15 protein-coding genes and 1 pseudogene are annotated in these 24,275 nt (G+C 71.1%); 5 read left to right on the top strand and 11 right to left on the bottom strand.

Going from position 1 to position 24,275, the window contains the following annotated elements; translation table 11 throughout:
* Window positions 1-254 precede the first annotated feature (254 nt).
* From FNH04_RS10835 to FNH04_RS10825, 3 genes are all read left to right on the top strand, one after another.
* The gene (locus tag FNH04_RS10835; RefSeq protein WP_152782866.1) at window positions 255-1,934 is read left to right on the top strand and encodes a TlrC/CarA/OleB/SrmB family ABC-F type ribosomal protection protein; all 1,680 of its coding nucleotides are present in this window, start codon (window positions 255-257) and stop codon (window positions 1,932-1,934) included.
* Window positions 1,935-2,196: 262 nt separating this feature from the next.
* Entirely contained in the window at window positions 2,197-2,829 is a 633-nt protein-coding gene (locus tag FNH04_RS10830; RefSeq protein WP_228031274.1) for a hypothetical protein, read from the top strand.
* Between the two features lie 133 nt (window positions 2,830-2,962).
* Entirely contained in the window at window positions 2,963-5,596 is a 2,634-nt protein-coding gene (locus tag FNH04_RS10825) for a patatin-like protein (protein ID WP_194236628.1), read from the top strand.
* 101 nt (window positions 5,597-5,697) lie between these two features.
* On the opposite strand, the gene FNH04_RS10820 is transcribed toward FNH04_RS10825, so the two are convergent.
* The 9 genes and pseudogenes from FNH04_RS10820 to FNH04_RS10785 form a co-directional block, all read right to left on the bottom strand.
* Entirely contained in the window at window positions 5,698-6,843 is a 1,146-nt protein-coding gene (locus FNH04_RS10820) for a hypothetical protein (RefSeq protein WP_152782857.1), read from the bottom strand.
* A gap of 443 nt (window positions 6,844-7,286) precedes the next feature.
* Window positions 7,287-7,457: a hypothetical protein gene (locus FNH04_RS46480; RefSeq protein WP_194236630.1), complete on the bottom strand. Its 171-nt coding sequence runs from the start codon at window positions 7,455-7,457 to the stop codon at window positions 7,287-7,289.
* A gap of 227 nt (window positions 7,458-7,684) precedes the next feature.
* A pseudogene (locus tag FNH04_RS10815) lies at window positions 7,685-7,962 on the bottom strand (heavy metal translocating P-type ATPase); the annotation flags it as partial.
* A 99-nt stretch (window positions 7,963-8,061) separates the two neighbouring features.
* On the bottom strand, window positions 8,062-8,907 hold the full coding sequence (locus FNH04_RS10810; protein ID WP_194236627.1) for a DUF5134 domain-containing protein: 846 nt from the start codon (window positions 8,905-8,907) through the stop codon (window positions 8,062-8,064).
* A gap of 310 nt (window positions 8,908-9,217) precedes the next feature.
* Window positions 9,218-11,887, bottom strand: coding sequence for a discoidin domain-containing protein (locus tag FNH04_RS10805; protein ID WP_152782854.1), 2,670 nt, complete (start codon window positions 11,885-11,887; stop codon window positions 9,218-9,220).
* Complete coding sequence (locus tag FNH04_RS10800; RefSeq protein ID WP_228031273.1) at window positions 11,884-13,632, bottom strand: DUF2264 domain-containing protein; 1,749 nt, start codon at window positions 13,630-13,632, stop codon at window positions 11,884-11,886. The genes FNH04_RS10805 and FNH04_RS10800 overlap by 4 nt, the downstream gene beginning before the upstream one ends.
* A complete protein-coding gene (locus FNH04_RS10795) occupies window positions 13,632-14,498 on the bottom strand; it encodes a carbohydrate ABC transporter permease (protein ID WP_152782851.1) in 867 nt (288 codons plus the stop codon). Before FNH04_RS10795 ends, FNH04_RS10800 begins: the two co-directional genes overlap by 1 nt.
* 8 nt (window positions 14,499-14,506) lie before the next feature.
* Window positions 14,507-15,454: a carbohydrate ABC transporter permease gene (locus tag FNH04_RS10790; RefSeq protein ID WP_152782848.1), complete on the bottom strand. Its 948-nt coding sequence runs from the start codon at window positions 15,452-15,454 to the stop codon at window positions 14,507-14,509.
* Window positions 15,451-16,749: an extracellular solute-binding protein gene (locus FNH04_RS10785; protein WP_152782845.1), complete on the bottom strand. Its 1,299-nt coding sequence runs from the start codon at window positions 16,747-16,749 to the stop codon at window positions 15,451-15,453. Before FNH04_RS10785 ends, FNH04_RS10790 begins: the two co-directional genes overlap by 4 nt.
* A gap of 85 nt (window positions 16,750-16,834) precedes the next feature.
* Between FNH04_RS10785 and FNH04_RS10780 the strand changes: the two genes are divergently transcribed.
* Complete coding sequence (locus FNH04_RS10780; protein ID WP_194236626.1) at window positions 16,835-17,887, top strand: LacI family DNA-binding transcriptional regulator; 1,053 nt, start codon at window positions 16,835-16,837, stop codon at window positions 17,885-17,887.
* A gap of 127 nt (window positions 17,888-18,014) precedes the next feature.
* Window positions 18,015-20,906: a glycosyl hydrolase family 95 catalytic domain-containing protein gene (locus FNH04_RS10775; RefSeq protein ID WP_152782842.1), complete on the top strand. Its 2,892-nt coding sequence runs from the start codon at window positions 18,015-18,017 to the stop codon at window positions 20,904-20,906.
* Window positions 20,907-20,952: 46 nt separating this feature from the next.
* Here the strand turns inward: FNH04_RS10775 and FNH04_RS10770 are convergent, their stop codons facing one another.
* A complete protein-coding gene (locus FNH04_RS10770; RefSeq protein WP_152782839.1) occupies window positions 20,953-22,533 on the bottom strand; it encodes a multicopper oxidase family protein in 1,581 nt (526 codons plus the stop codon).
* A 505-nt stretch (window positions 22,534-23,038) separates the two neighbouring features.
* Window positions 23,039-24,160, bottom strand: a complete 1,122-nt coding sequence (locus tag FNH04_RS10765; protein ID WP_152782836.1) for a hypothetical protein — start codon at window positions 24,158-24,160, stop codon at window positions 23,039-23,041.
* Window positions 24,161-24,275: the final 115 nt, after the last annotated feature.

The raw sequence follows: 24,275 nt of genomic DNA, 5'->3' as shown, positions 1-24,275 counted from the left end.
CACGGCCCGGCCGCGGTCGCGCGCCCCGATCCGATCGCCGGCACCACGATGCCCACCCCGGTCGGCGAGCCGCGCAGTGCGTCATTGGCGGGAAAACGCATGGCCCGGTGGCCGGGTGCTCGCGTACGGTGCTGCGCATGGGAACTCTGTGACAGCCCCGCGCACGACCGCGTAGAGCTCTGCTCCGCCGTCGTGTCGCTCATTCGTCCTCACGAACAGTTCTGTCGGCATGGCCGAGAACAGGGGCTTTTCACATGCGTGCGTCACATTCATCTCCTTCCGTACGTTCGTCTTCCGTACGTTCCTCACAGCTCTCCCTGCACGGTGTCACCAAGCGATACGGCGGCCGCACCGTGCTCGACCAGGTTTCGTTCAGCCTCGCCCCCGGTGAGAAGGCCGGCGTCGTCGGCGACAACGGGGCCGGGAAGTCCACGCTGCTGCGTCTCCTCGTCGGCGAGGAGCGACCCGACGCGGGTGAGCTGACCGTGGCCGCGCCCGGCGGCACCGGGTACCTGGCCCAGACTCTCGGCCTGCCCGCGCAGGCCACCGTCCAGGACGCCGTCGATCTGGCGCTGGCGGAGCTGCGTGGGCTCGAGGCGGCACTGCGGCGGGCCGAGGCCGTCCTGGCCGAGGCGGCCGACGGCGAGGCGCTGCAGGACGCGCTCGCCGCGTACGCGCGGCTGACCGAGCGGTACGAGGCTCGCGACGGGTACGGCGCCGACGCCCGCGTGGAGGCCGCGCTGCACGGGCTCGGTCTGCCGGGGCTGGACCGGGGCCGGCGGCTGGGGACGCTCTCCGGCGGCGAGAAGTCGCGGCTGGCGCTGGCCGCGACGCTGGCGTCCCGGCCGGAGCTGCTGCTGCTCGACGAGCCGACCAACGACCTCGACGACCGGGCCGTCGGCTGGCTGGAGGAGCATCTGCGGACCCACCGCGGCACCGTCGTCGCGGTCACCCACGACCGCGTGTTCCTGGAGCGGATCACGACCACGGTCCTGGAGGTCGACGGCGGTCGTGTCTCCCGCCACGGCAACGGCTACGCCGGTTACCGCGCCGCCAAGGCCGCCGAACGCCGCCGCCTGCAGCAGCGGTACGACGAGTGGCGTGCCGAACTCGACCGCAGCCGCCGGCTGGCCGAGGCGGGAGTCGTCCGCCTGGACGGCATCCCCCGCAAGATGCCCAAGGCCTGTTTCGGCCACGGAGGGTTCCGTATGCGCGGGCGGGCGCACGGCGCGATGAGCCGTATCCGCAATGCCAAGGAGCGGGTCGAGCGGCTCACCGCGCACCCGGTGGCGCCGCCCCCGGACCCGCTGTCCCTCACGGCGCGTATCGCCACTGCGGGCGGGCCGGGCGGGGCACCGGCCGCCGAGCTCGACGGTGTGGTCGTGGCGGGCCGGCTGCGTGTGCCGGAGCTGCGGCTCGATCCGGCCGAGCGGCTGCTGGTGACCGGCCCCAACGGCGCGGGCAAGAGCACCCTGCTGCGCGTCCTGGCCGGGGAACTGCGGCCGGACGCGGGCACGGTGGGCGTTCCCGGACGTGTGGGACACCTGCGGCAGGAGGAGGCGCCGTGGCCGCCCGGGCTGACGGTCCTGGAGGCGTTCACCCACGGCCGCCCCGGAGACCGGGACGAGCACGCCGACCGGCTGCTGTCGCTCGGCCTGTTCGAGCCGGAGGCACTGCGGAAGCGCGTCGGGGAGCTGTCGTACGGACAGCGGCGCCGCATCGAGCTGGCCCGGCTGGTCAGCGAACCGGTGGACCTGCTCCTGCTGGACGAGCCCACCAACCACCTCGCGCCGGCGCTCGTGGAGGAACTGGAGGACGCACTGGCCGACTACGCGGGCGCGCTGGTACTGGTCACCCACGACCGCCGCATGCGGACGCGGTTCACGGGCTCCCGGCTGGAACTGCGCGAGGGGGCGGTCGCCGCCGGGCTGTGAACGGGTGAAGGGCGGGCGCCCTGAGCCTGTCATCGACGCGTGTGGCCGCTCGGCGCGGGTGGTCACGCGCCGGCACGGCCGGGTCGTGGTGATCCGGCCGTGCCGGCGACCACCCCTCGCGTGCGGCGTCAGGCGTGCGCCGGCATGTCGGCTGTCCCTCCATCCGAGCGGGGGTTGCCGAACCGTCAGGCATGGCACCCGGGCCCGCGGTGTCACGCGGCGGATGCTGATGCTGATGCCTCCGAACACGCAGGAGAGGCCCGTGAACGACCCCAGTCCTCAGGCAACCCGGCGACCGGCGACCACCGGTACGGGTGATGACACCGCCGGTCAGGCCGGGGTCATCGGCATCGGCCTCGCCGCCGTGCTGACGGTCGCACTCGCGCAGGGCTCCTGGCAGTGGTTCGCCGCGTACATCGGGGTGACGCTTCTCGCGGTGATCTTCGCCTTCTCCCGACGGCCGGCCTGGACGCCCGGCATCCGATCCGCGTACGGGCGGAGTCTGATCGCGTACGCGCTGGTCGCCGGTCTGTGCGTGGCGATCGCACTGGGCCCCATGCTGCAGCGCTGGGCCTGGCTGTTCCCGATCTCGGGCACTCGGAGCGGGTGCCAGGAGCTGGGCAGGTACGAGGCCATCCGGTCGAGGGCCGCGCTGGCGAACCTGGCCGGTCGCGACAGCGCCGCCCTGGCCCACGCGCAGGAGGCCCAGAGCCACGAGGTCGTCGCCGACTGCCTGGCGGCCACCACCACCCTGTGGCTGCCCTTGTACGGGGCCGGGGCTGCCGTACTGGTAGGCGCGGGGGCGTGGTTCCGCGACCGGGCTCGGGCGAGAACGAGCCCCCGGCCGACATCCTCCACGCGTCACCTCAAGAGGACGCGATATCCGTTCGGCTGAGCCCAGTGGCACGGGTGGGCCAGGCCGGGGTGTGATCGAGCCAGGCGTCGGCGACCCCTCGCCTCGGCGGCGTATCCCCTCCTTCACCCCGTGAAAGGCGTCGATCATGCGAATGGCAGAGCGGAAGCCGGTGATGACGAATGCAGACCCGGAACTCCGGGTGGCCGCGACCTTCACCGGAGGGGGCAGCCTCGCTGTGTGGATGGGCGGTCTGGCCCGCGAGATGAACCTGCTGCTCGCCGCGAGCCGAGAACGGGACGGCGACGTGTCCGGCAGGCATCAGGAACCCTCCACTCACGCGAGCCGTGAGGTCCGGCGGAGTTACCAACGCCTGCTGGACCTGCTCGGTCTGCGGTTCAGCGTCGACATCCTGTCCGGAACGAGTGCGGGAGGCATCAACGCCGCGCTGCTCGGCATGGCGAACGTCCGCCGTGGCGATCTCGGCGGGCTGCGTGAGCTGTGGATCAGCGAAGGCTCGCTGGACCGCCTGCTGCGCAGTCCTTCGGAGCCCCGCCCGCCGGCGCTGCTGCGTGGTGACGAGGTACTGCTCGCCGGGATCGGCAAGGCGCTGGACACCATCGAGGGCCCCGGCCCCGGCGCCGATGACGACCCCACGCGAGTCATGATCACCACAACACTTCTGGACGGGGAGCTCCGACCACATCCGGACGACTACGGCGATCTGATCCATGACACCGATCACAGGGGCCTGTTCACGTTCACGGCCGAAGACCTGCGGGATCCGAGGGCGGCCGAGGCGCTCGCTCTGGCCGCCCGGGCCAGCGCCTCGTTCCCCGGCGCTTTCGAGCCCGCGTTCGTTCCCATCGGCCGTCGAGGAAGCCCCGGGCACCCGGACATGGCGTCCTACACGGCCGCGTCCCGTACGCAGTTCTGCGTGGACGGGGGCCTGCTCGCCAACCGTCCGCTGGGCCCGGCGCTGAGAGCCGTGTTCGACCGCCCCGCCGACCGGGAGGTACGACGGGTGCTCGCCTATGTCGCGCCCGCACCCGGCGTCGCTGCGACGCTGCCCGGGGCCGCCCCGGCCGAGACGGACATCCCGGGCCTGGGGCCGGCCCTGCTGGCCGACCTCAACGCGCTCCTCTCCCAGACGATCTCCGCTGACCTGGAGGCGATCGACGCGCACAACAAGCGGGTCGGCGCGACACGAAGAACGGACGGACTCCTGGCACGGTTGGACGCCGTCACCACCGCCCGACTGGCGGAAGAGCTCTACGGGCCGTACCGGGAGTGGTACGCGCGTACCCTCGCGCAGCCGGTCGCCGAGGAGACGCTGCGCCTGCTGACCGCAGGCGGGCGCCGCGCGCCGGACGGGCGTCCCGTCGGTTTCGGTGGCTCCTTCGACGCCCTCATGGACGCGGCGACCACCACGATCAGCGAAGAACTGCCGGGCACACTCCCGCAGACCCCGCGGGAGCTCGCGTGTCTCGGCCGCCCGGCGCTCGACGCGGGCAAGGCGACGGTCCTGGCCATCCTTCGCGCGGGCTTCGCTCTGTGGCCGCAGCCGGACGACCGGGCGGAGCTCAACCAGCTGGTCGCCCGCGTCCACCGCGCCATGCCGGAGCGCCCCCGCTCACTCGGAGAGGTGATCGACGGGATCATGAGCGAGCCGGACGGGACCGATGTACGGTCCATGACGCAAGCCGAGCCGTGGCGTGCCGCGGTACGGAGTGTGTGCGGCGCACAGACACGCGGAGCCCTTGCCGAGGCGTGGCACACGTTCGGTGACGTGCTCAGTGAAGCCCGCCTTCTGGTCGACCGTGCGGCTCCACCGACGCGGGCTCCCGCCGCCCCCGCCGACCAGGTCGCCCTGCTGCGCCACCTGACCGGTACGGACGGCCGTGACCCGGTGGACCGAGTTGTCCGGCGCCTGTTCCACCTACAGGTTCTGCGCCACCTGACACAGCCGCAAAGCCCTGAGGACCCGCAGGTCGTCGAGCTGGTCCAGTTCAGCGCGGACACCAGGACCGACCTGGACGGGCGAAGCAGCGCCCAGACCAAGCTCACGGGGGTGCAGCTGTACGACTTCGGCGCCTTCTACAAGGCTTCCTGGCGTGCCAGTGACTGGATGTGGGGCCGCCTCGACGGGTGCGGCTGGCTGGTCCACGTCCTGCTCGATCCCCGCCTCCTCGCACGGCGGACCCATGAGGTGGGCGGCCGGGACGCACTGCTGGATCTTCTGGAGCCCATCGCCGGGTCGGAGCGCACGTCCGAGGTCGTCGACGAGCTGGCATTCCTCACGGACAGTACTGCTCGTCCGCCCCGAAGCCTGCCGGTCACCGCGATGTGGGTGGCGAGCGGCATGCAAAGGACCATCGCCGGCGAGGAACTCCCGCATATCGCCCGGACCGCGGAGGCGGACGTCCGCGACGGCGCCGCCCCTCGTGCCGCCGTGCGGTTCCTCCAGGAGTACCACCAGGTCATGCGGCACGCCGATTTGGAAGAGGTGCCCGAGGCGCAGGTGGAAAGGCTGCTGCACGCCTGCCGGATCTCCGACGAACGCTTCCTCTCCGAGGTGGGAACCGAGAAGTTCCTGCACACGGCCTTTCAGACGGCCGCGGTGGCCACCAGGAGCATCGGAGCCTGCCTCCCCTTCCCCGGCACTGTGCGCTCCCTGGTGGTGAACCCCGTCATCCGGGCAGCGTCGTTGGGCCTTTGGCTGCTGCGGCACGCACCCGTCGCCGGCCATGGCCTGACAAGAAGCGCCCTTCAATTGGTGCGTGTCGGACGGGCGGGATCAAACGGATGACGGATCGGTGGGACCGGCATCCGTCACGGCGCCCGCCCCCGGGCGCGTGGAGGGGGCGGGCGCCGGCCACCGGGACGTCTTCGCGTCCCGTGTGGGTGGGGCTAGTTGATGCAGCCGGGGACGGAGCCCGGGGGCCGGCAGTTGTTGGGCGCGTTGCCGGCTACGAGGCTGCTCACCAGGCTGACCGTGCTGCCGGCGTTCTCGTAGACGCCACCGGCTTCGAGCACCGCGCTGTTGCTGACCACGACGCTGCGTGTGAGGGTCGCCGTGCCCGCGTGGTTGTAGAGCCCACCGCCCTGGGAGCCGGAGCCGGTGACCTTGTTGGCCGAGAGGGTCGAGGAGTTGATGCTGAGTGTGTCTCCGTTGCGCACCCCACCGCCCTCCTGGTCCGCGGTGTTCCCGCCGATGTCGCTGGTGTTGACGGTCAGGGAGCCGACGAGGTGGAAGAGGCCGCCACCGGCTCCGGCCGTGTTGTTCCGCACGCTGCTGCCGCGGATCGTTCCGGTGCCTGCGGTGTAGACACCGCCGCCCGCCTCCAGGGCGGAGTTGCTCCGCACAATGCTGCTCTGTACGAGCAGGGTGCCGAGACTGTGAACGGCACCACCGTGGTTGGCTTCGTTGTCCCACAGGGTGGTGGAGCGGATGGTGCTGTCGCCGACGGTGTAGAAGGCCCCGCCGCCGAAGAAGGCGGCATTGCCGTGGAGTCTGCTGCTGGAGATCGTGGTGCTGCTGCCGCTGTAGGAGGCGATGGCGCCGCCCTCCTGGGCGGTGTTGCCGGACACGACGCTGTTGCCGACGGCCAGGACGCGGCCGCTGTTCACGAGGATGGCGCCGCCGTCCTCGGAACCGAGGTCCGTGGGGTTGCCGTTGCGCAGGACGACTCCGTTGAGGGTGAGGGCGCCGTCCGTGCCGCCGACCTCGAAGATGCGGAACTTCGGGGTGCCGGGCGCGGTGGAGCGTTCGATGACGGAGTTGGAGCCGTTGACGGTGATGTTCTCGCCGATCACCGGCAGCCCGTTCGGTCCGGTGCCCCCGACGGGAGGCACCACCGTGTCGAGGGTGTAGACGCAGTTCGCGGCCAGGTCGATGGTGCCGCCGCCCGCCAGATTGGCGGCGTCGATGGCGGCCACGAGGGCCGCTTCGTCACAGTTGATCGGTGCGGCGTGGGCCGGGACGGGGACAGCGGCGAGCCCGAGGGCCAGCGCGACGGCGGCGAGCACGCCGCCTGCTTGGGGTGCGAGTCGCACGGGAGACTCCTTACGGCCGTGGGGGAGCCCGGTCGGATCCCCCGCTGGGATCGGGAACCGGACTGCCCGCAGCACCGCGCACCACCCACACCTCAGGACAGGCCCGCCACCGGGCACGGAGCCCATGGCCCCGTCGGCGGCAACGGCCCGCGGAGAAGGCGGGAGCGGTCTTCCCGGCCGGTACGGGCCCGGGAGCGCGGGATCCGGGGTGCCGGGGCCGTGCGGCCGACCGCGCTGATGCCGCTCCTCGCGAGAGAGGTGATGGCACCTCACGAAAGAACCGGCGTAGCCGCCCTGTACCACGTTTCCCCCGGCAAGGGATGGGCGGCCCACCGGTTCCACTGCACACAGTAATGCCGTACGTACAGACGGGTGACAAGGCCTGTCGCGCCGCGTCACCCGAATGGCTCAACGCCCGACGCGGGCTCCGGCCGCGACGGGGCTCACTGGGGGTCGAGCTCGGGCTGGGCCCCGACCTGCCCGTTCAGTGCCTGCGCCGCCTGGTGCTGTGCCTGTTCGGCCACCTCGCGAGCTTCCGCCACGACGTCGCCGCGTTCCCGTACGAGGCTCTCGTAGACCGGCAGATGATTGCTTCCGGTTGAGCTGGGTGTCACAGGGCTGGTCCTTCTCGGTGTCGTACTTCGTGCCCGCCGGATCGGGTTCCGCAGGGGGGCCTGCCATGTCGCGCACGCACATGGATCGTTGCGTGGGCCCGTGTAAGTCTGCGTCCTGCTGCCGCTGCCGTGTTACCCACCCCGGGGGCATCCCGAATATGGTCACGTGTTCTGCAACTCACCGTCACTTCCTGCGGCACGGAGTCGCTTTCCTCGGCGACCGCCTCTTACGTGAAGGACCGCAGACGCAGGCTGTTGGTGACGACGAAGACCGACGAGAAGGTCATGGCGGCACCCGCGATCATCGGGTTGAGCATGCCGGCGGCGGCGAGCGGCAGGGCGGCGATGTTGTAACCGAAGGCCCAGAAGAGGTTGCCCTTGATGGTGGCCGGTGTCCTGCGGGAGAGGCGGATCGCGTCCGCCGCCACCCGCAGGTCCCCGCGGACGGGGGTGAGGGGGCCCGCTCGATGGCGGCGTCGGTGCCGGTGCCCATACCCTGGCTCAGCGGCAGAATGCTTCCTGCGGTGTCTGCGAAGCAGCTTCGCGGATGGACGCTTCCCCCGGCGGGAACATCGGTGTTGTACCGGTCAGTAGCGGCCGTGAATCACGCCGCCATCATGAGCAGCATCGCGGACATGGTCCCGCCCATGCCGATGTGGGCCGCCAACGCGGCGTCCGGAGCGGCTCCGAGTTTGCGGCGCCGTCCTCGCCCGGGCCGCTGTGCCGTCCGTGTCCTGTCCCACGCGGAGATCGTCAGTGACGCCAGGAAGACGAGCACCGTGTCCGGCATGGCGAGCAGCCAGCGGCCCAGGCCGGTTCCGGAACCGGAACCGGTACCGTGACCGCTCCTGCCCGTGCCCCTGCCCCGCATCCGCGCCCACACGGACGCTCCGGCGGACAGCACGAAGTACACGGCGAGCGCCGCGACCACGAAGCGCCACAGCGAGGCGGACCCCGAGGACGCGCCGGCATCGGCCGCGGCATGGGCCATGCCCTGCGTGTCCTGATGCGTGTGCGTGTCCGTCGCGCCGGCGGCATGCCCCGTACCCGGCATGCCCGCCATCCCCGGCATGGAGTGGCCGCCTCCCAGGGCGAGCACCGGTCCGGACGGCGTACTCGTCATGGCGAGCGTCATGATCACCATGCCGAGGCTGCCGACGACGAGGTGCACCCAGTGACGGCCCTGCCTCCACCCGGACACGCACGTGTGCCTGACCGCCATGGCGACACCCCCGAGCCCGAGAACACCGAAAGCGACCGCCCACACCATGCCGTGGCCCGCGTACCAGCCGACCGTCGCCGGCAGGGACATGGCAGCCATGCACAGGCCCATCAGCAGATCGCCACCCGCCGCGAACCGTGTCACGCCGCTCGTGGTGGCCATCCGTACCCCGCTGACGGCGGCCACCAGCGCGGCGACCACCGCCACGGCCCAACTGAGTGCCGTCATTCCCATGGTCACCTTCCCGATCGACCGAACATGGCGGGCCTGCGCTGCCTGCGCCGCCTCGTCGTGAGCATTTGGCTGCTAGGGCCCTTAGTACGTCTCGGGGGTGGAGGGCGTTCAAGTGACGCGTCCTCACTCATCCGGTGCCTGCGTGTGCGTGGGATGACGGGTGTCGGCGAGGACGCGCAGGCGATCGACGGAAGCGTCATCTGTGGAGCGGGCCACGCCCCACAGCGAGGCCGGGCGGCAGGCCGTACCCTGCCGCCCGGTCCAGCCGGTGCCGCGAACAGCTCACGTATGGCTCAGGAACCGCTCAGGATCTGATCGTCAGCCAGTCCACCGCAGCGACCCGTCGTCCGCCCTCCGCCACCAGATAGAGGTCGCGGGTACCGGTGACCTCGCGCTTCAGGTCCACCGACTGCTCCCGCCAGTCCCCGTCGCCCCGCACCGGCACCACCCCGAGCAGCGGACCGTCCGGCGCGTCCAGGCGCAGCTGGAGCGAACAGCCGCGTGCGCAGGAGGACGCGCTGCGCACGGTGAGCCGCCCGCCGCCGACGTGCACCTTGCGGAATCCCACCCGGTCGCCGGAGCCGAGCACCCCGGTGGCGGCCGTGCCGCGCCGCACCCCCCGTACGACCGTGGCCTGCTCGGCCTGGAGCGTGGTGGCCGCGTCGGGCCCGTCGCCGTACAGGCGCAGGTCGTTGACGACCCAGGGGACCGGTCCGCTCGCGGTGAGCGTGATCCTGAGGTAGCGGGCGGTGGTCTGCCGCGGGAACACCGCGTCCTGGGTGAAGGAACGCCCGGAGACCCGGGCGAGCGGCTCGCCCCAGCGCGTGCCGTCGCGGCTGACCGAGACGGAGAAGCCGTACGGCTGGCCGCTGGTGTCGCGTCCCGCGTCGAGCGAGAGGCGCCCGAAGGTCTTCGCCTCGCCGAGGTCCACGGTCAGGGACTGCCCCGGCGACTGCGGACTCGCCGCTGTCCAGCGGGTGTTGATGTCCCCGTCCGTGACGGCCGAGGCGTCCGAGCCGTCGCGCGCGGTCGTGGTCCACGTGCCGTGCCGTACCCGCTGCTGACAGCCCGGCAGGTTGCAGCCGCTCGACCAGATCGGTTCGCCGTACTCGTACGCCCCGATGTCCGGGGCGGAGCCCCGCACCTGGGTGGTGATCCCGTCGACGGTCTCGCCCGCGTCGATCGCGGGTGAGCCGGGCGCCGGCCACAGCTCTCCGTTGACCGCGTCCGTGTAGCCGGGCTTGTCGGTGATGAGGTTGGAGCGGACCACGGGCAGCGGGTCGCCGGTCTGGCTGACGTGGATCGCGGCCGGGCCGACGATGTTGCTGATGTACGTGTCCGAGGCGTCCGTGGCGTTGGACACCTGCACCGAGCTGCCGTTGATGCCCACACCGTAGCTGGAGTTGTGGTCCCGGTTGCCGACGCTGGGCCCCGCGTGGCCGTTGAAGGCGGTACCCCGCTGACCGGTGTTCCAGGCGACGTTGTGGTGCATCAGGAACCGGCCGGAGTAGTTGTCGATGTAGTAGCCGACCTGGCCGTCGGCGTCGTGCGAGGTGTTGTGGTCGATGGAGCTGCCGGAGGCGTTGAGGCTGCAGCAGACGTAGAAGGGCGCCCCGTCACGGGAGGTGCGCATGGCCTCGGACATGTCGTTGTAGGCGATGCGGTTGTCGTGGAACTCCGTGCCGTTGAGCTGCCACGCGGTGTCGATGGAGGCGCGTCCCGTGCGCCGGATCGTGTTGTGGGTGACGGTGTGGCCGGTGCCGTTGATCTCGATGCCGGGGGTGTAGCTGCCCATCCAGCCGACGTCGTGGATGTAGTTGTTGGTGACCGTGTTGCCGGTGCCGCGCAGCAGGACGCCGTTTCCGGCGGACTGCGAGATCTCACTGTTCTTCAGGGTGTTGCCGGTACCGAGGATCTGCACGCCCGAGTCGAGGATCCGGGAGGCGACGATATGGCCCTCGAAGGGCGGGATCGCGAGATCGCTGTCGGGTGGCATGGGCAGGGTGGAGAACTCCGAGACGTACGTGGCGCGCAGCCGGTCGACCACGACTCCCGTGCTGTCGTCTCCGGTTCGCAGCGAGGTGCCCCACAGGTTCAGCCCCCGCACGGTGACGTGCGAGCTCCCGCTGAGGTCGACGCCCCACAGCCGGTGCTTGGCGGTCACCGTGTGTCCGGCGATGCCGTCCTTCGGCGGGACCAGATAGAGCCGGTGCGCGGTCTCGTCGTAATACCACTCTCCCGGCTGGTCGAGGGCCGCCTTGGAGCCCACGAGATAGTAGTTGCGGTAGTTCTGGTTGCCCATGCACAGGGGCGGGCAGCGGTAGTTGCCGCCCCTGAAGTCCAGCTTGCCGGACGCGGTGGTGGTGACCGTGCCGGTCTGCTGGGCCCACGGGTTCGAGCCCGCCCACAGATGCACGGTCGCGCCCGTCCAGTCGGCGTCGGGCAGATCGGGGTCGTCGATGCGCTGATCGGTGGAGGTGGACTCGGCCTGCGCCCAGGTGGTGTTGAGCGGATCGGGGCCGGAGTTGGGCCAACGGCCCTCGGGGGCACGGCCGTTGTCCAGGAACACGGCGTTGAAGTCCGGATCGGGCGGCAGGTCCGTGTCGGCCGCGACCAGCCCGTCACCCGCGTCCTTCCAGCCGGTCACCCGCTCGGTCCCGTCGACGGTCACCGGGCCGTCCCCGTACGCGGCGATCGTGATCGGCGCGTCCTCGGTGCCGGAGGGCGGGGTGAGCTGTTCGCGGTAGGTGCCGCGGTGGATGAGGCAGGTGTCGCCGGGGCGGACTCGGCTCAGGCAGCCGGCGATGGTACGCAGCGGTCTGTCCGCCGAGCCGCGGGCGCCCTCACCGCCCCAGGGGGCGACGTGGTACGCGCGCCCGGCGCCCGACGCCGCGGCCTGCGCCGGCGCGGGTGTGACCAGAAGGGCCGCGAGGGCGGCCAGCACGGACAGTACGGACAGGTTTCTCGGTCTCATGTCCCTCCTCCGGTGGTCGGGGGTGGTCTCAGCCAGGCCGCCTCGGCCTCCCGGCCGTCGGGGGCGCCCAGCACCGCGCACCTCAACCAGTGCTCGCCGGGCTCGAGCCGACCGGTCAGCGCGGGCAGCGCGGTGCGCCGCGCGAGGACGTTGGTGCCGGGGAGGCAGTCGATGACCTCGCCCTCGCGCAGTCCGTCGAGGTCCCGTACGCCGGTGAATCCCGCCGGCGCCGACGCACCGGCGTATCCGGTTCCGGTCTCGCGTTCCACGCCCGCGTCGCGGTCGACCGCGAAGGCGCCCTCCGCGGTGTGCAGCGAGCGGGCGGTCCGGACCCGGTGGGTGCGCAGGTGCCAGGGCGGGGCGGCCGTCAGCCAGGTGGTGATCTCGACGTCCGGCCAGGGCCGCCAGGTGGAGTGGACCGTGTCGCCGCCCTCGGTCTCCGGGCCGGCCGGTTCCTCGCGCACCCGGTAGTGGGCCCCATGGTCGTCGCTCAGCGCGAGCATCGAGTCGTACGCCCCTTGCGCGAGCCCCAGCGAGCCGTTCGGAAGGCTGAAGCCGAAGCGGGACGAGTACGCGAACTTGGCGTACTTCTCCGCCCCGTGCCGCACCCACGCGTGGTGCTGGCGCCCGGCGAGCAGGGTGACATCACCGAAGGCGCGCATCAGCACGGCTCCGGCGTGCGGCTGGGCATGGACGGCGGGCAGCGCGGGGACCGGCTTCTCGGCCGCGGTCCAGAACCCGTGCTCCTCCGGCAGCGCGAGCGGCAGGAACGTCTTCAGCGACCAGTACGGCGAGCCCGGCGCGTTGTACTGCTCGGCGAGCGCGGGCTGCGGATAGCCGTACCCGATGGACAGCAGCCCGTCGGTGCCGGTCACCGGCCTCCGCTCCCACCAGCGCAGATGCCGCAGCAGATACCCCTTGACCTCGCCCCACGGCAGCGCGTCCACCCCGGCGAAGGGCAGCGCGCCCCAGAACGCGGCCTGCGCCCAGCGGTAGGTGAGGCTGCGGCCGTACGGGACGGCGGCACCGTCGTCCGCGAACCAGTGCCGGAAGTCGAGCGCGAACCGGGCGGCCCGCTCGCGGAAGCGTTCGCCGTACCCTTCACCGTCCGCGGCGAGCCGGGAGTACAGCAGCCCGTAGAAGTGCATCGCCCACGGCACGTAGTAGTCGCGCCGCTCGGTGGGGCCGTCCGCGTACCAGCCGTCGCCGAGCCAGAACGTCTCCAGGCGCGCCAGCCGGGCGGTGATCGCCGAGCGATCGTACGGCACGCCCACACGGTCGAGCCCGAGCGCGATCAGCACCGGGAAGAAGTGCCAGTTGTTGTCGGCCGTCCCGCGGGGCAGGGCGCTGAGCAGCCACCGCCCCAGCCGGTCGCGCTCCGGGCCGTTCAGCGGGTCCCACCACTGCTCCGGGGCGAGCGCCAGCGCGAAGCCGATCGCCGCCATCTCCACGATGCGCTGGTCCCGGTCGCGGGGTTCGCCCCAGTACTCGGGGTGGGCCGGATCGCTGCCATGGGCGAGCCCCCGCAGCCACAACTCGGCGTGGGGCACGGTCCCCTTGCCCGCCGTGAGCGGGGCGAGCCCCCACAACGGCCGGGCGAACGACTCCAGTTCGGCGGCGGTGTCCTCGTGGAGGGCGGTGTTCACCCCGAGCCGTACACGAGCCCGCCCGGCGCTGAAGTACGGCACCAGGGGTGCCACCAAGTCCCGTACCCGGCCCTGGAGTTCTTGGCGCATCAGCCGCATCAGCCCTTCTCCGCCCCGGCCAGCAGCCCGGTGCGCAGGAAGCGCTGGGCGAGGACGAAGCCGATCATCAGGGGCGCGCAGGCCACCAGTCCGGCCAGAGCGGCCTCCGACTGGTGGATGTCGAGATCGGCGAAGCCGCTGGAGTTGTTGACCGCGCCGGTGGACTGCAGGAGGGACATCAGCCCCAGCTGGAGGGTGAAGGTCCGGTCGTCCGAGAGCATCACGAACGGCAGGAAGAAGTCCGTCCAGCAGCGTACGAAGCCGAAGAAGGCGATCAGCGCGATCGCGGGCCGGGCCAGCGGCAGCCCCACCGACCAGAACAGCCTCAGCTCGCTCGCGCCGTCGACGCGCCCGGCGTCCAGCAGGCTGTCGGGCAGGTTCGCCTGGAAGTGCAGGAAGGCGAGGTAGACGCCGAACGGATAGAAGGACAGCGGCAGGATCACCGCCCAGACCGTGCCGGTGAGGCCCACCGCCGACATCTCCAGGTAGAGGGGGAGCACCAGCGCGGCGGGCGGCAGGATCATCGTCACGATCGAGAGGGTGAGCAGGGCGCGCCGACCCGCGAAGTCGTGCTTGGCGAGGGCATAGCCCGCGGGCACGCACAGCAGCAGGGCGAGGACGACACTGGCGGCCGCGTAGATCACGGAGTTGCCGATCCACAGGGTGATCTCGCCGTCGTTGTACGACATCAGATGCGACCAGGCGTCGCCCACGTTGCCGAGCGCGCCGAAGCCGAGCGGCGATCCGGTGGTCAGATCGTCCGCCGTACGGGTGGGCGCGAGGAGAAGCCAGAGCAGGGGCAGTCCGAAGAAGACGGCGGCGCCGAGCAGGAACAGGGCACGGGCGCCGCGGGACAGAGCGGTCATGGTCCGGCTCACCCGGCCTTCGTGGTGTCCGTGGCGTACATACGGGTGCGGGTGATCACGATCCAGGCGGCCAGCAGTCCGACCGCGAGCATGGCCAGCGACAGCGCGGCGGCCTTGCCGAAGTCGCCGTCCTGGGTGGCGTAGACATAGGCGAGCTGGTTGACGGACCAGGTGGGGCTGATCTGCCCGGGTGCGCCGGTGGACAGCACGGTCGGTTCGACGAAGACCTGGCTGCCGGAGGCGAAGCTGGAGATCAGCACGAAGGCGACGTACGTGCGGACCATCGGCAGCTTGACGTGCCACATGGTCCGCCAGGCCGAGGCGCCGTCGACCTGCGCCGCCTCCAGGACGTCCTTGGGCAGCGCGGTGAGCGCCCCGTACAGGACGACGATCCAGCCGCCCGCGTGCACGGCGACACCCATCACGGCGAGGACCGCGATCAGGCTGCCGCCGGACAGCGCGTCCGTGGCGGTCCTCACGTCCAGCAGCCTCAGCAGCGGGCCGAAGGGGCTGCTGTCCGGGCTGACCATGAACAGCCAGAGCAGGGCCGCCGCCGAGCCGGTGACCGCGCCCGGCAGGTAGTAGACGAGCTGGAGCGCGCCGGCCGCCCTGCCTGGCCGGGCGTGCAGGGTGAAGGCGAGCGAGAGCACGGTCAGCAGCAGGACCGGCAGCCACAGCAGCAGGTACGCCGTGACGTTGCCCGCCGCCTCGCCGAGCCGGTAGTCGTCGAAGACCGCCGCCCAGTTGCGCAGGCCGGAGAAGGAGCCGTCATGGACGAAGGAGGTCCACAGGGCGTATCCGGCGGGCGCAAGTCCGAAGACCGTGAGGAAGACGGCGTACGGGCTGACGAGGATCCAGACGGCGGCGGTGCTGCGGCCCCGGCGCCTGTGGCGCCGGGGTGCGACCGGTGCGGCGGCGGCGACTGTGGTCGGACGGGGCGGGCTCAGTGTCCTCATCCGACCGTGTACTCGCTGGTCTCGGCCGCCGCGTCGAGCTTGTCCTGCCAACTCGCCAGCGCCTTACGGAGATTGCCGCCGGAGTCGGCCGCCCTGCCGACCGTGTCGTTGAAGCTCGTCTGCCAGTCGGCCTCGTAGCGGACGGCACCGAAGCCGGGCCGCAGCGCGTTCGCCGCCGCGCTCAGGGCGGGCATCGGGTCGGAGGCGTAGTACGGGTCCTTCGCCTTGGCCTCGCCCCACCTCTCGGCGGCTGCCGTGAAGGCGGGGTAGGTGGGCTGCTTCGCCTGGAGGGCCACGTCGGTGGTCAGCCGGCGCACCAGGTCCGCGGCTGCCTCGGTACGGTCGCCGGCGTGCGCGGAGACCAGGAAGGCACCACCGCCGACCTGTCCGGCGTACGACGTGGTCTCGCCGGGCCAGGTCGGCATGGGGGCCGCGGCGATCCGGCCCTCGGGGATCTTGAAGGCGGGTCCGAACATGAAGTCGCCGAACCAGGCGGGCCCCGGCAGCATCAGGATCCTGTCGTCCTGGCCGAGCTTGGCGAAGGCGGGGTCGGTGGGGACGACGGTGGTGACGGCCTTCGCCCTGGCCATCGGCTGGAGCAGGTCCGCGACCCGGGTGCAGGTCTTCCGGGTGAGGTCGATGTCGACCTCGGTGAGGCTGAGGGTGTCACGGGTGGGGCAGCCGCTGCTGCCGAAGTAGGTGCCGGCGCCGTACTTGCCGTTGATCGCGCCGACGATGGTCCCCGGATGCTCCTTGGCCGCCTTCAGCCCGGTCCGCTCGTAGTCGGCCCAGGTCTTCGGGACCTGGTAGCCGTACTTCTTCATCAGGGTGGCGTCGTACCAGAGCACGGTGGGGGCGATGTCGTTGCGCAGGCAGTACGTCCTGCCGCCGAAGGTGCAGGTGTCGAGTGAGCCGGGTGCGAAGCCGTCACGGACCGACTTCGGCACGAGCTCGTCGAGCGGGGCCGCGTAGCCGAACTTCTCACTGGCGAGTGTCGCGGCCTCGGCGGGGTTGGTCAGGAAGACGACGTCGGGCCATCCGCTCTTGGCGCGGTTGGCGAGCGAGACCTTGGTGGGGACATAGCCCGCTTCGGGCGGGATGGTGACGATACGGATCTTCAGGTCCGGGTGCGCCTTCTTGTACTGCTGGGCCGCCGGTGTACGGGTGTTGTCCACCCAGACCAGTAACTCGCCCTTGCCGTCTCCCGAATTGCCGCTGCCGCCGCCGGTGCCTCCGCAGCCGGAGACCACGAGCGCCGCGGCGGCGGCCAGGGAAGCGGCGCGCCAGCTCTTCATCGAGGGATCACCTTTACTCCCGGAGGTTGGGTTGCGATAGTTTTCGCAACTCGCGACCGCTTCGGAAACGTAGGAGATTCATCCGATGACGTCAACGGTTCGGGCAGGATCCGACCCAGGAAGGCGGCGCACGCTGGCCGAAATCGCCGAGCAGGCAGGCGTATCGGTCTCCACCGTCTCCAAAGTGCTGCACAACAGATCCGATGTCTCGGCGGAGACCAGGGCCAAGGTGCAGCGACTCCTCGAACAGCACGGCTATCTGGCGAAACACCGTCCCGCGGCCACCGCGGCACCGCCCGGCGGTCTGATCGACTTCGTCATCAATGAGCTGGACAGCCCCTGGGCCGTGGAGCTGATCCGCGGCGCGGAGGACGTCCTGCACGACGCCAACATGGGGCTGGTCGTCTCGGCCACCCATGGCCGGACCAGGCGTGCCCGGCAGTGGCTGGACTCGCTGGCCACCCGCTCCACCCGCGGAGCGATCCTCGTGGTGCCGGAGCTGACACCGGACCAGCACGAGGAGCTGGGGCGCCTCGGTATCCCGTACGCGCTGGTGGCGCCGATCGACGAGCCCGCGCCCGGGACGCCGTGGGTGGGCGCCACCAACTGGCCCGGCGGGCTGGCCGCCACCCGCCATCTCGTCGAGCTGGGCCACCGCCGGATCGCGATCATCAGCGGCCCGGAGCGCCGGCTCACCTCGCGGGCCCGGGTCGACGGCTACCGTTCGGCGCTGGAGGAGGCGGGGCTCCCCTTCGACCCGGCTCTGGTGCGCTACGGCGACTTCACCCACAATCTCGCGCACCGGCACGCGCTGGAGCTGCTGGCGCTGCCCGAGCGCCCGACCGCGGTCTTCGCGGGCAGCGACCACCAGGCGCTGGGCACCTACCGGGCCGCCGCGGAGCTCGGGCTGCGGATCCCCGCCGACGTCAGCGTGGTCGGCTTCGACGACCTGCCGTTCGCCGACTGGGTGACCCCACGGCTGACGACGGTCCGCACCCCCCTGGCCGACATGACCGCGCTCGCGGCCCGGATGGTGCTGAGGCTGCTGTCCGGGGAGCAGCCGGAGACGACCCGGGTGGAGGTGGCGACGGAGCTGGTGGTGCGGGAGAGCAGTGCGCCGCCGACGGGCCATGGGTGAGCTGTGGCGTCAGTCATCGGATGACTAGTGGAGGCGTGCGCCATATTGACGCACCATCAGCTGCTTCCTACCCTCCCGACTAGCCAGTCATCGGATCAATTTTCGCACCCACGACGGGAGATCGATGATGGGAGTCAGCAGACGGGGATTCCTGAGCCGTGTGGCGGTGGGCGCCGCCGCCGGAGCGACGACCGGAATCGGCGTCACGGAACCGGCCGTCGCCCAACCGGACGGGCCCGCCGCCCCACCGCACCTGGACATCGGCCCCGTGGCCCTCACCGGTATGCGCACCGATCGCGAGTGGCGGGACTTCCTCGCGCGACAGGACCCGCGCTGGAAGCGACTGCCGCGCGCCTGGTACGAGGGCCCGTTCCTCGGCAACGGCCTGCTCGGCTCGCTCGTCTACCGGGAGCCCGGGGTGAACGCCCTGCGCTTCACCGTCCACCACAGCGAAGTGCAGGACCACCGGCCGCAGTTCGGCCACCACTGGGGCGTCGCCCGCCTCCCGGTCGGCAATCTCCTCCTGCGCCCCGTCGGCACCATCAACGGCGCCGACCTGCGGCTGGACCTGTGGAACGCCGAGGTCAGCGGCACGGTGACCACCGACAAGGGCACCATCGAACTACGCGCCCTGGTCCACAACGACCGCACGCTGCTGCTCGTCACCGCACGCCCGAGCGCGGGCGAGCGGGACTTCCGCTGGGAGTTCGTGCCCTCGCCCGCCGTCAGCCCGCGCATCGTCCGGGAGAACCCACCGGCCGGCCTGGAACCCAACCCCGCCCCGGTGACCAGGCGCGAGCCGGACGGCACGGGCGTCGTCGTCCAGTCACTGGTCGCGGGCGGCCAGACCGTCACGGCCCACCGGGAACACACACGAGGCGACGAACGCGTGTACGTCCTGGCCGTCGCCCACTCCCACCCCGGCACCGACGCCGAGGGCCGAGCGAGAACGGCCGTCCGCAAGGCGTCCGCGCTGCCCGTCTCCAGCCTGCTGCGCACCCATCGCGCCTGGTGGCACCGCTTCTACCGCAAGAGCTTCCTCTCCGTCCCCGACGGAATGCTGCAGAGCTTCTACTGGATCCAGCTCTACAAGCTCGCCTCCGCCGCCCGCGAGGACGCGCCCATCATGGCGACCACCGGTCCCTGGCTGGAGTCCACGCCCTGGCCGGCCGTGTGGTGGAACCTCAACGTCCAGCTGGAGTACTGGGCGGTGCACGGCTCCAACCACCTCGAGCTGGACGCCGTCCCGCGCACCCTCGCCGAGAACACCGACACCCTGATCGGCGCCCTGCGCCCCGAGTACCGGTCCGACTCGGCGGGCGTGCGCCGGGCCACCGACGCCACCTGCGACACCAGCGGCACCGTCGCCGTTCCGGGCGTCGGCAGCTCCCCGGAGGTCGGCAACCTGCCCTGGGCGCTGCACAACGTGTGGCTGACCTACCGCCACACCATGGACCGGGGCGTCCTGGAGGACGTCCTGTACCCACTGCTGCGCCGCGCCGTCAACTACTACCTGCACTTCCTCCACGAGGGAGACGACGGCCGACTGCACCTGCCGCCGACCCACTCGCCCGAGTACGGCAACGCCCCCGACTGCAACTACGACCTGGCGTTGCTGCGCTGGAGCTGTACGACCCTGCTGGAGACCACCGGCCTGCTCGGCATACGGGACGAGCTGGCGCCCAGGTGGCGCGAGGTGCTGGAGAAACTGACCGACTACCCGGTCGACGAGAACGGCTTCATGATCGGAGCCGGGGTCCCGTTCGCCAAGTCCCACCGGCACTACTCCCACATGCTCTCGGTCTACCCCCTCCACCTCGTGAACTGGGAGCAGCCCGAGCACCGCGACCTGATCGAACGCTCGCTGAACCACTGGATCGGCTTCGAGGGGGCCCTGCGCGGCTACAGCTTCACCGGCGCCGCCTCGATCACCGCCCAGATGGGCCGGGGCGACGACGCGCTGAGGTATCTGCGGGAGCTGGTCGACCGGTTCGTGCAGCCCAACACCATGTACTACGAGGCGGGGCCCGTCATCGAGACACCGCTGTCCGCCGCGCAGAGCCTGCACGACATGCTGTGCCAGAGCTGGGGCGACACGATCCGCGTCTTCCCGGCGGTCCCGGGCGCCTGGCGCGACGTCACGCTGCACGACTTCCGCACTCAGGGCGCGTTCCTGGTCAGCGCCGTCCGCCGGGGCGGGGCCACCCGCTGGGTACGGGTACGCAGCCTCGCCGGGGAGCCGTGCCGGATACGCCACTCCCTGCGCGGTCGGGTCTCGGTCGCGGGTGCCGGCGGACCGGCCCCCGCCTGGCGCGATCTGGGCGACGGCGTGGTCGAGCTGGACCTGCCACGCGACGCGGAGGCAGTGATCCACCCGGCCGGCTCGCGTCCCGACCTGCGGATCGCCCCGGTGAGGGTGACCGTGCCCGCCGACCCGTGGGGACTGCCGGAACCCCCGCAGAGCGGGACCGCCACCCAGGTCGACCTCACCGCCCACTTCGACAACGACGGCATCACCACCGAGATGTACTACGGCGACGGGGACTTCGACGGCACCGGCCGCACGTACCCCATGGCCCAGCTCCCGCAGACCGGGGAGACGACGGACAACGGGATCGCCTTCCTCTTCACCAACGGCAGCGAGGGCACGAACAACAACGTCGTGGCGGCCGGGCAGGAGATCGCCGTCCCACCCGGCGCCTACACGAAGCTGCATGTGCTCGGCGCGGGCGACACGGCGGCCGTGACCGTCCCGGCGGTGGTCCGGTACGCCGACGGAACGACCGAGGACGCTCGGTTCGCCCTCACCGGCTGGCTGGCGTCCGGCCCCGAGAACGGCGAGAGCGAGGCGGTGACCACCGGCCAGATCCACACGCGCGGCGGAGCCGTGGCCACCAAGGCGGCCGTCTTCCACCAGTCGATCGCCCTCGACGCGACCAGGCAGCTCACCACGATCACCCTGACCGCGCCCTCCGGGACGGCCAGGGCGCATGTGTTCGCGTTGTCGCTGGAGGAGTAGAGCGGGGTGGCCGCCCCTCGGTCCGTCGCGGCCACCCCCTTCCGTCCTAACTTTCCATGACCATGAGGGCGGCCATCATCCCCTCGTCCTCGTGCTGGAGGAGATGGCAGTGGAGCATGTACATGTAGGTGTCATCGGCGAAGTCGGTGAACTTCATGGCGATCTTGATGCTGCCGCCGCCGACGACCTCGTACGTGTCGAACCAGCCCAGGTCGACGCCCGTCGGCTCCTCGCCGTTGATCTCGATCAGCTGGAACGGCACGTCGTGCAGGTGGAACGAGTGCTCCAGCATCGTGTTGTTGGTGATCGTCCAGATCTCCTCGGCACCGAGGGTCGTCATGATCGTCGCCATCGAGTCCATGGTGGTGCCCACCGCGCCGTTGATCGCCATCTCCAGGCCGTCCTGGTCGAGCGTGATCTCGCGCGCGGTGAAGCCCGAAGTGTCGTAGCGCTCGATGGTGTTGAGCGTGGACGGCAGGTCGTCGGGCGTGTCCGAGGCGTCCGGGGTGACGGTGAGGAAGTCGTACGTACCGCTGCCGCCGCGGACCCACCCGGTCGTGATGACGGCCTGCAGGGTGACCGCGTCGCTGAGGTCCATGACGAACTCGGCGCGGCCGCCCGCGACCAGCCTGATGCTCGCCACCTCGGTGGCCGAGGTGAGATAGCCCTGCTCGGTGGCGATCTGGGTCAGCGTGCCGCCGTCACCGCGCTGGATGGTGATGATGTCGGACGGTGAGGCGTTGAGGACCCGGAAGCGCGTACGGGTCCTGGTGGCGGTGAACGTCAGTGTGGTGTCGTCGACATTGGTGCCGTTGCACAGCACCGGGTAGCTCAGGTTCCCGCTCAGATAGCCGGTCAGGTTGTACTTGATGTCACCGGCGCTGTCGGCGGCCAGGCACTGCAGGACGATCGGGATGTCGTCGACGCCGTACTCACCGGGCAGCGCGGCGGACGCGTCCGAGTCGTCCTCCACGATGATCAGGCCGGCCATGCCGTGCACGACCTGCTCGGCCGTGGTGCCCAGGGCGTGCGGGTGGTACCAGAGGGTCTTGGCCTCGTCGAGGACCTCGAAGGTGGGGGACCAGGTCTTCCCGGCGGCGAAGGCGTTCTGGGGGCCGCCGTCCATGTCGGGCGGGATGTGGGCGCCGTGGAAGTGGACGCTGGTGTCCTCGTCGAGGTTGTTGGTGATGTTCAGCAGGACGGTGTCACCCTTGGTCCACTTCATGGTGGGGCCGAGGAACGACTGGTTGTAGCCCGCGGTCGAGCTGGTGACCCCGCTGACCACCTCGCTGGTGCCGGACTGCGCCGACAGCGTGAAGGTGGTGGTGCCGTCCGAGCTGGTGCCCTCCAGCAGGTCCGGGACGGTCAGGGTGGCGGTGTTGGTCGCGGCGCCGGCCTTGTTGCGTCCCGCCTCGGTCAGCAGGGAGAAGGCCGTTCCGGCGGCGGCCACCGCCGCTAGGCCGGCGCCGGCCATACCGCCGAGGAACTGACGCCGGTGCAGGCCCTTGCCCTTGCGGGCCGCGCTCCGCCCGCCCTCGGTACGGCCGGCCTGGGCTTCGCCGTTCACGCTGTGCTTGCCCTTGCGGGTCCGGTCAGCCCCGGAGGTGGGCTCCGTGTTGTAGGTCATGGCCGGGGATGCTTGACCTGAAGACTGTGTGAGGAATGGGCCGAAGTTAGGAGGGAGCCGAGCGGACTGTGATCTCGCCGTGAGACCTTCCGGTCCACAACTCCCGTGATAACGGCGCGAGTTGGAGTTCCGCAGGTCGTACGGGTGGTGCGGGACGTACCGGACGGGAGCGGCGCGGAGAGCGCGCGCCGGATCTCCGTCATGAGACGTGCATCACATTCCCGGGTGGCTGTGCCGGCGCTGTCCCGGCCCCCTCGCACCGCTGTGACCAGGCTGTATGCCTGATGGTCTGCCCCGCGGGCCCTCAGGGCCTGTGTCATATCCCCGGCCGGGCGCGCGACGCCTGGCACGCACGCTCGCCGCGTTGCCGAAACGCCCACGTGACTCCTCCCCCACTCTCGGCTTCGCTCGAGCGGGGGGACCCCCATCGAGGGCACTCCGGCGCCTTGCGATCGCACGCACCGGACGCCGCACGCTGATCCGGCCGGGGATATGACACAGGCCCTCACCCCCGTGGACTGTCTCCGCTCGGCGGCCGGGAGGCCCCCGGCGCCAGGGGGTCCGGAGGCTGTACGGGTGCCGGGCCCCCGGCTCCGGAGCGCAGGCGTTCGAAGACCACGTCGAAGGTGAACCCCGCGGTGAAGCCGAGCGGAATGGTGAAGAAGAGCAGCCGGCGCACATCGAGGTCGTCGAGCAGGGACGGGACGCTCAGCAGCTGGGAGGCGAAGTACAGGAGGACGGAGACCAGTCCGGCCCCCAGTCCCCGTACGGCGGCGCGCCCCCAGCGTACGTCGCTCTCGAACGAGTTGCGGAGGATCGCTCCGGCCGCCGAGGCCGCCAGGGGAGCGCCCACCAGGACCACCAGATCCCGGACGTCGGCCTGTTGTGGTCGCCCGGCCGTCACCAGTCCCACGAGGGAGACCACCATGCAGGCGGCCGACACGGCGAGCCCCCGGGCCGAACGAAGGGCCGCCGTGCGCTGCCCCCGCTCGTGCTCCTCCATGTTCCTCAGCTTCCGCTCCCGTTGTCTGAGGAGGCAGGCGACCAGACGCGCGGCGGACCCCGAGGACCAGTTGTCGCCCATGAGGCGGATGTCCGCGTCATCGGCGTCGTTGCGGACCTTGTCGAAGTTGACCCACACCTGACCGGCCCCGCCGCCGAACGAGGCCACCGGCACCAGGGGAAGGCGCTGTGCGAGCGCGATGATCCCCGCCACTCGGGTCGACTGGCCTCCCCCCATCAGCAGCACGCCGTCGCAGGTCAGCAGTGTGTGGTAGAAGGCAACCTCCCACTCGCCGCTCGTGTCGCGGAGAATCTCCATACGTAGGTGGGCGTCCGGCGCCGTCCCGAAGTCGACATCGCGGTGACGGGGCGGATAGGCCGCCACGCGGCCGGGCTGCGTCTCGCTGCAGGCCTCCGCGTAGCCGGCCACGACATCGGTCTCGATGTACTCGGGGCTGCTCGAGAACACGGCCAGGTCGCAGCCGGCGCGGGCGAGTTCCATGCCCAGTTGGCGGCATGCCTCAGGAGCGAGATCGGCGGCTTTCAGCGGAGGAGAGAAGGTGCGGTGGGGGTCGGCGCTGCCGATGATCGCTATGAGTGGACGCGCTGAGTGCGACGAAGTCATGGACCAGTCTAGGCAGTTGACTCTGTCGTGCATCGACTGGTTCTTCGGTTTTCGCCGGATTTCTTGGAGTTCGGGGTGTACTCGGGGGCGCGAAGGGGGTAGGTGAGCCCTCAGC

The organism is Streptomyces phyllanthi (assembly GCF_009377205.1).
In the GTDB taxonomy this organism is placed as follows: domain Bacteria; phylum Actinomycetota; class Actinomycetes; order Streptomycetales; family Streptomycetaceae; genus Streptomyces; species Streptomyces phyllanthi.
Note: the sequence above shows the minus strand (reverse complement) of the source record. Positions and strands in the feature narration are given on the sequence as shown.

Coding starts and splice junctions, on each gene's coding strand:
- FNH04_RS10835 (WP_152782866.1), top strand. CDS start 255: ATGCGTGCGTCACATTCATCTCCTTCCGTACGTTCGTCTTCCGTACGT.
- FNH04_RS10825 (WP_194236628.1), top strand. CDS start 2,963: ATGACGAATGCAGACCCGGAACTCCGGGTGGCCGCGACCTTCACCGGA.
- FNH04_RS10810 (WP_194236627.1), bottom strand. CDS start 8,907: ATGACGGCACTCAGTTGGGCCGTGGCGGTGGTCGCCGCGCTGGTGGCC.
- FNH04_RS10805 (WP_152782854.1), bottom strand. CDS start 11,887: ATGAGACCGAGAAACCTGTCCGTACTGTCCGTGCTGGCCGCCCTCGCG.
- FNH04_RS10800 (WP_228031273.1), bottom strand. CDS start 13,632: ATGCGGCTGATGCGCCAAGAACTCCAGGGCCGGGTACGGGACTTGGTG.
- FNH04_RS10795 (WP_152782851.1), bottom strand. CDS start 14,498: ATGACCGCTCTGTCCCGCGGCGCCCGTGCCCTGTTCCTGCTCGGCGCC.
- FNH04_RS10790 (WP_152782848.1), bottom strand. CDS start 15,454: ATGAGGACACTGAGCCCGCCCCGTCCGACCACAGTCGCCGCCGCCGCA.
- FNH04_RS10785 (WP_152782845.1), bottom strand. CDS start 16,749: ATGAAGAGCTGGCGCGCCGCTTCCCTGGCCGCCGCCGCGGCGCTCGTG.
- FNH04_RS10780 (WP_194236626.1), top strand. CDS start 16,835: ATGACGTCAACGGTTCGGGCAGGATCCGACCCAGGAAGGCGGCGCACG.
- FNH04_RS10775 (WP_152782842.1), top strand. CDS start 18,015: ATGGGAGTCAGCAGACGGGGATTCCTGAGCCGTGTGGCGGTGGGCGCC.
- FNH04_RS10770 (WP_152782839.1), bottom strand. CDS start 22,533: ATGACCTACAACACGGAGCCCACCTCCGGGGCTGACCGGACCCGCAAG.
- FNH04_RS10765 (WP_152782836.1), bottom strand. CDS start 24,160: ATGACTTCGTCGCACTCAGCGCGTCCACTCATAGCGATCATCGGCAGC.